This is a genomic window from Pseudomonas sp., from assembly GCF_036387035.1.
GTDB lineage: Bacteria > Pseudomonadota > Gammaproteobacteria > Pseudomonadales > Pseudomonadaceae > Aquipseudomonas.
Genome location: NZ_DASVUM010000230.1, coordinates 1 through 6,354, shown reverse-complemented (window position 1 = coordinate 6,354; position 6,354 = coordinate 1). Strand labels below are relative to the sequence as shown.

The 6,354-nt window shown below is 62.1% G+C and carries 5 protein-coding genes; all 5 read left to right on the top strand.

The annotated features are described in order from the left end of the window. The coding region (locus VF672_RS20940; protein WP_331106438.1) for a chemotaxis protein CheA at nt 1-1,980 on the top strand (1,980 nt) is incomplete at its 5' end. Continuing rightward, nucleotides 1,977-3,635: a methyl-accepting chemotaxis protein gene (locus VF672_RS20935; RefSeq protein WP_331106436.1), complete on the top strand. Its 1,659-nt coding sequence runs from the start codon at nt 1,977-1,979 to the stop codon at nt 3,633-3,635. The genes VF672_RS20940 and VF672_RS20935, both read left to right, overlap by 4 nt. Nucleotides 3,636-3,674: 39 nt before the next feature. Then, nucleotides 3,675-4,211: a chemotaxis protein CheW gene (locus VF672_RS20930; protein WP_331106434.1), complete on the top strand. Its 537-nt coding sequence runs from the start codon at nt 3,675-3,677 to the stop codon at nt 4,209-4,211. Further along, nucleotides 4,208-5,044 (top strand): protein-glutamate O-methyltransferase CheR, encoded by an 837-nt coding sequence (locus VF672_RS20925; protein WP_331106432.1) that lies wholly within the window; start codon nt 4,208-4,210, stop codon nt 5,042-5,044. The genes VF672_RS20930 and VF672_RS20925 overlap by 4 nt, the downstream gene beginning before the upstream one ends. A 91-nt stretch (nt 5,045-5,135) precedes the next feature. Beyond that, nucleotides 5,136-6,212 carry a chemotaxis response regulator protein-glutamate methylesterase gene (locus tag VF672_RS20920; protein WP_331106431.1) on the top strand — a complete coding sequence of 359 codons (1,077 nt, stop codon included), beginning with the start codon at nt 5,136-5,138 and terminating at the stop codon, nt 6,210-6,212. Nucleotides 6,213-6,354: the final 142 nt, after the last annotated feature.

Here is a 6,354-nt window from a genome sequence, read left to right as displayed (position 1 = left end):
GGCCTGTTCGGCCTGGACCTGATCGTGAGCTTCACCCATATCGTCGAAGACGTGCTTGATCGCCTGCGCGACGGCAGCGTCACCGTGACGCCGGAACTGATCGCCGTGCTGCTCAAATCCGGCGATCACATGCTCGAACTGGTCGAGGTGGTCGCCAGCCAGGGCGCAACCTTGCAACCCGTTGCCGTGGCGCGGGAAATCCAGTTGCGCGAAACATTGCGTCAGTACCAGGCGGCCTCCACAGCCGAGCCGCAGGCCATTGGGCCTGCGGATACCGACGCACCCGTTGAAACTGACGAAGCCCGGCTTTGGCATATTTCCCTGCGCTTCGGGCCGGATGTGTTCCGCAACGGGATGGACCCGCTTTCGTTCCTGCGTTATCTGCAAACCCTCGGGTCAATCGTCCATCTCAATACATTGACTGACGGACTGCCAAGCCTTGATGCATGGGACGCCGAGTCCTGCTACCTGGGCTTCGATATCCAGTTTCGTAGCGCCGTTGGCCACGCTGCGATCAACGAGGTGTTCGATTTTGTCCGGGAAGACTGCCTGATCGAGATCGTCGATGCACAGCAGAGCGTGCCTGTAGCGAGTACAGCACTGGTTGCCACGGCAGCGCCCGAAATCCAGCACCTCATGGCCGTGGTCACCACTGGGGAACTGATGATCGACCAGCGAGAAGCGCAGCGCACACCCGTGCAGATCGTGGCGGACAAACCGGTCACCACCAGTGAGCACAAAGCCAAGGATGGGGCGTATGTGCGCGTCAACGCGCACAAACTCGACGAACTGATCAATCTCGTCGGTGAACTGGTCATTGCCAGCGCCGGGGCCAGCCTCTTGGCCCGTACTTGCCAGAATGACCCGCTTCAGGAGGCCACGTCCTCGGTGTCCGGGCTGGTCGAAGAAATCCTCGACGGCGCCTTGCGCCTGCGCATGGTGCCGATTGGTGAAACCTTCAACCGGTTTCGCCGGGTGGTGCGCGACGTCAGTCAGGAACTGGGCAAGGACATCGACCTGATCATCAGCGGTGCCGAAACCGAACTGGACAAGACCGTGGTCGAGAAAATCGGCGACCCGCTCATGCACCTGCTGCGCAATGCAATGGACCACGGCATCGAAACCGCCGAAGCCCGCTCGGCGGCGGGCAAGCCGGCCAAGGGGCACCTTCACCTCAACGCCTATCACGACTGGGGCAGCATCGTGCTGGAAATCGCCGACGATGGCGCCGGGCTGAACCGTGACCGCATCCTGGCGAAAGCCGAAGAGCGAGGCCTCATCGCAGCGGGCGCCAACATGAGCGACACGGAGATCTACAACCTGATCTTCGAGCCGGGGTTCTCTACCGCCGCCGCGGTCACCAATCTTTCCGGCCGTGGCGTCGGCATGGACGTGGTCAAGCGCAACATCACGCTGCTGCGCGGCACCGTCGACCTCAGCAGCGAGCCGGGCCACGGCACCGTGATCCGCATCCGCCTGCCGCTGACGCTGGCCATCATCAATGGCTTCCTGGTCGGTATCGGCCCTTCGAGCTACGTCATTCCGCTGGACATGGTGCAGGAGTGCATCGAGCTGAGCGAAGGCGATGTGACCGCCGGCCGTGACCAGGGTTATCTCGACTTGCGTGGCGAAGTGCTGCCGCTGGTGTATCTGCGTGATCACTTTCACCACGAAGGCCGGCCTTCGCGCCGCCAGAACGTGGTGGTGGTGCGTTACGCCGAACTCAAGGCCGGGCTGGTCGTGGATGACCTGCTCGGAGAATTTCAGACGGTCATCAAGCCGCTGGGCAAGCTCTTCGGTGCGCTGCGTGGCATCAGCGGCTCGACCATTCTGGGCAGCGGCGCCGTCGCGTTGATTCTTGACGTCCCGGCGCTGCTGGCAGAGATCACACAGTTGGAAAACCGCTACACATCACACTCATCACACCCTGCCGCCCCGCGTGACGGATCAACAACTCCAAGGAGAGGTATTTCCAAATGAACTGGTTCTACGATTTGAGAATCGCCACCAAACTGATCACTTCATTCCTTGTTGTGCTGGCCATGACCGCAGTGATGGGAGTGTTTTCGATTATTCAGCTGGGCCAGGTGAACGGCACCACCACGGAGATCCGCGACAACTGGATGCCGTCCATGCGTGCAGCGTCCGGCATGCGTTTTTACGCCGCCAGCTTTCGCCTGAAAGAGACCCGGCACATCGCCGCCGACTCGGAGCAGGAACGCCTGGGTCTGGAGCAGGATGCGGAGGAAGCCCGAAAGGCATTCGAAACGCGCCTGGCCACGTATGAATCGATGCTGTCTAACGCCGAAGACCGTCAGCTGTTTGAAATGGCCCGCAACGACTGGTCCGCCTACCTGGTCACCAGCAAGGACTTGCTCGCCCTGTCCCGCAAAGGGCTGACCGATCAGGCTCATGTATTGCTCAAGGGTGAATCCAAGCGCCAGTTCGACCTGGTGACCGCTGACTTGCAGAAACTTGTGGAGCTCAACGACGCCGGTGCCCGTACCGCCAGCGAACGCGGCACTGCGCTGTTCGAGAACGCGCGCTGGTCGATCATTGCCGTACTGGTCGTGGCGCTGCTGACGGGGCTGGCCCTGGCCCTGTTCATTTCCCGGATCATTTCCCGTCCTTTGAAACAGGCCGCGGCGGTTGCAGGCCAACTGGCCGAAGGCAACCTGAGCGCAACCATCGAAGACGGTTCGAAAGACGAAACCGGCATGCTGCTCAGCGCCATGAAAAACATGGTCGGCAAGCTCTCTCAGATCATCGGTGAAGTGCGCAACGCGGCGGACAATCTTGCCAGCGCCTCCGAGGAAGTCAGCGCCACTGCGCAGTCGATGAGTCAGGCCACCAGCGAACAGGCGGCCAGCGTCGAGGAGACCAGTGCCTCGATCGAGCAAATGAGCGCGAGCATCAATCAGAACACCGAGAACGCCAAGGTCACCGACGGCATGGCGAGCAAGGCCGCCAAGGAAGCCACCGAAGGTGGCGAATCGGTGCAGCAGACCGTGGTGGCGATGAAGAAGATTGCCCAGCGCATCAGCATCATCGACGACATCGCTTATCAGACCAACCTGCTGGCGCTGAACGCTGCCATCGAAGCCGCCCGCGCCGGCGAGCACGGCAAGGGTTTCGCCGTGGTGGCCGCCGAAGTGCGCAAACTCGCCGAACGCAGTCAGGTGGCTGCGCAGGAGATCGGCGAGCTGTCGTCCAGCAGCGTCGAGATGGCCGAGAAAGCCGGCAACTTGCTGAGTGAAATGGTCCCGTCGATCAACAAGACCTCCGATCTGGTCCAGGAAATCAGCGCGGCGTCGGAAGAACAGGCCGCCGGCGTGGCGCAGATCAACACCGCCATGACCCAGCTCAATCAAGTGACCCAGCAAAACGCCTCCAGCGGCGAAGAGCTTGCGGCCACCGCCGAAGAAATGAGCAGCCAGGCCGAACAGCTGCAGCAGGCGATGAGCTTCTTCACGCTGGGCACGACGGGCAGCGCGCCGACGCGCGTGTCGAGAACCGACAACCCGTCTGGCCCGTCCAGCCGCAAACCTGTCAGAACCGCTGCGCCGGCCCTGCCCAAGTCGTTTGCCTACACCATGGCCAGCGGCCCCGATGAATCGGAATTCACCCGCTTCTAACGGCGCGGTTCAACAGGTTAGTTCACAGGAGAGAACGCCATGGGCGCCATCGCGACCACGCGTCAAGCCGCACCAGCGGTCGAGGAAGAAGCGCAGTACCTGACGTTCATGCTGGGCACGGAGATGTTTGCCATTGGCATTTTGTGCATCAAGGAAATCATCGAGTACGGCAACCTGACCGTCGTGCCGATGATGCCGGCCTTCGTGCGCGGCGTGATCAACCTGCGGGGTGCGGTCGTGCCGGTGGTGGACCTGTCGGCGCGCTTCGGGCGGCCGAACTCCAGCATCAGCCGACGCAGCTGCGTGGTCATCATCGAGGTCATCGGCGACGACGGCCAACACCAGGACATCGGCCTGCTGGTGGACACGGTGTCCGCGGTACTGGAAATCCCGGCGTCGCAGATTGAGCCGCCACCGAGTTTCGGCGCGAAGATCCGCGCCGACTTCATCAGCGGAATGGCCAAGGTCGAGGGTAGGTTCGTCATCGTTCTGGAGGTGGCCCAAGTGCTGTCGATTGACGAGATGTCGGCGCTTGCCCAAGTCAGCCCTGTCGCGCTGGAAGCCCCGACCCCATGAACCCCGGGGCCTGCAAGGAAAGCACAATGAACGCCCTCGCCCTGACCGACCGAGAGTTTGGCCAATTCCAGTCGTGGCTGTACCAGGCGGCAGGCATCAACCTGTCGCTGGCCAAAAAAGCGTTGGTGGCCGGACGCCTGTTCAAGCGGATCAAGCATTACGATCTGGACAGCTACGACAGTTATTTCAAACTCATCATGAGCGGCCAGCGCGCCGATGAGTTGCAGGTGGCACTCGACCTGCTGACGACCAACGAAACTTACTTCTTTCGTGAGCCCAAGCACTTCGACTTTCTGCGTGATCAGGTGCTGCCTCATGCGACGCCGGGCAAAACCTTTCGGGTCTGGAGCGCCGCCAGCTCATCGGGTGAAGAGCCCTATAGTCTGGCGATGGCGCTGGCGGAAGGACTGGGCACGACGCCATGGGAGGTCATCGGCTCCGACATCAGCAGCCAGGTGTTGGTCAAGGCGCGCTCCGGCCATTACCCCATGGAGCGCGCGCGCACCTTGCCGCAGCCCTTGCTGGTGAAATACTGCCTGAAAGGCACAGGCAATCAGGAAGGCACGTTCCTCATCGATCGGTCGCTGCGCAACCGGGTCAAGTTCACCCAGGTCAACCTCAACGAAACCTTGCCCGACCTCGGCGAATTCGACGTGATATTTCTGCGCAACGTCATGATCTACTTTGATCGGCCCACCAAGAGCAAGGTGGTCGCCCGGCTGCTACCCCGGCTCAAGCGCGGCGGCTATTTCATCGTCAGCCACTCGGAAAGTCTCAACGGCGTGTGCGATGCGTTGACCCTGGTCGCGCCGTCGATCTATCGCAAACCGTGATCACCCTGACCGGCAGTGCTGCCTCCGCTCCCTGGTGCTGGACGGGCGCCGCCTGTTTCAGGCCCCTATCGACAAGGACCTTGCGTTAATCATGCCAGGCAAAAAAATAAACGTCCTGCTGGTGGATGACTCTGCCGTGGTCCGCCAAGTCCTGCTGGCCATTCTCAGCGACACACCGGACATTCAGGTCATCGGCGCAGCCTCTGATCCCATCTTCGCCATGGACAAGCTGGCGAAGCAGTGGCCGGACGTGATCGTCCTCGACGTGGAAATGCCCCGTATGGACGGCATTACCTTCCTGCGAAAAATCATGAGCGAGCGGCCCACACCCGTCGTCATCTGCTCGTCGCTGACCCCCAAGGGTGCGGAAACCACGCTGCAGGCCATGGCGGCAGGCGCGGTGGAAATCATCACCAAACCCACCAGCGGCTTGAAAAACTTCTTGCTGGAATCTGCGCCCGAACTGGTTTCGGCGATCAGGGCGGCGGCTCAGGTCAACGTCCGAAACCTGGGCAAACGCCCTGCTCCCCCGGCGCTGACGCCCCCGACCAAACTCACCGCCGACGCCATGTTGCCCGCCGCCAACGGTAACGCCATGGCGCAGACCACCGAACGCATCGTCGCCCTCGGCACCTCCACCGGCGGCACCCAGGCGCTGGAAGCCGTGCTGACCGCACTGCCGCGGGTGTGTCCGGGCATTGTCATCGTTCAGCACATGCCGGAAAAATTCACGGCCTCGTTCGCCGCCCGGCTCAACAGCCTGTGCCAGATCGAAGTCCGCGAGGCACGCAACAACGACCGTATCCACCCCGGCCTTGCGCTCATCGCCCCTGGCGGCAAACACATGATGGTCACCCGCAGCGGCGCGTTCTATCACGTCCAAGTGGTGGACGGCCCTTTGGTCAACCGCCATCGCCCGTCAGTGGATGTGTTGTTCCGCTCGGTGGCCAAGTTCGCCGGCCGCAACGCCACCGGCATCATCATGACCGGCATGGGTGACGATGGCGCCCGCGGTCTCAAGGAAATGCTCGACGCCGGCAGCGCCACCGTCGCGCAGGATGAGGCCAGCTGCGTGGTTTTCGGCATGCCCAGGGAAGCGATCAAACTCAATGCAGCGCAGCGAGTGATGCCGCTTCAGGACATCGCCCACGCCGTTCTGCACAAGTAACCCCGGCTCAGGGCGCTACGAGCCAGGTCTTCAGCCGAGGACCTGCACCGCTGCCGACACCAACGCCACGCCGAGCGCGACCTTGCCTGCCAGAGGCATGAAGCGCGGCGCGTACGCCAACGCCAGGTTTATTGCGTAACCC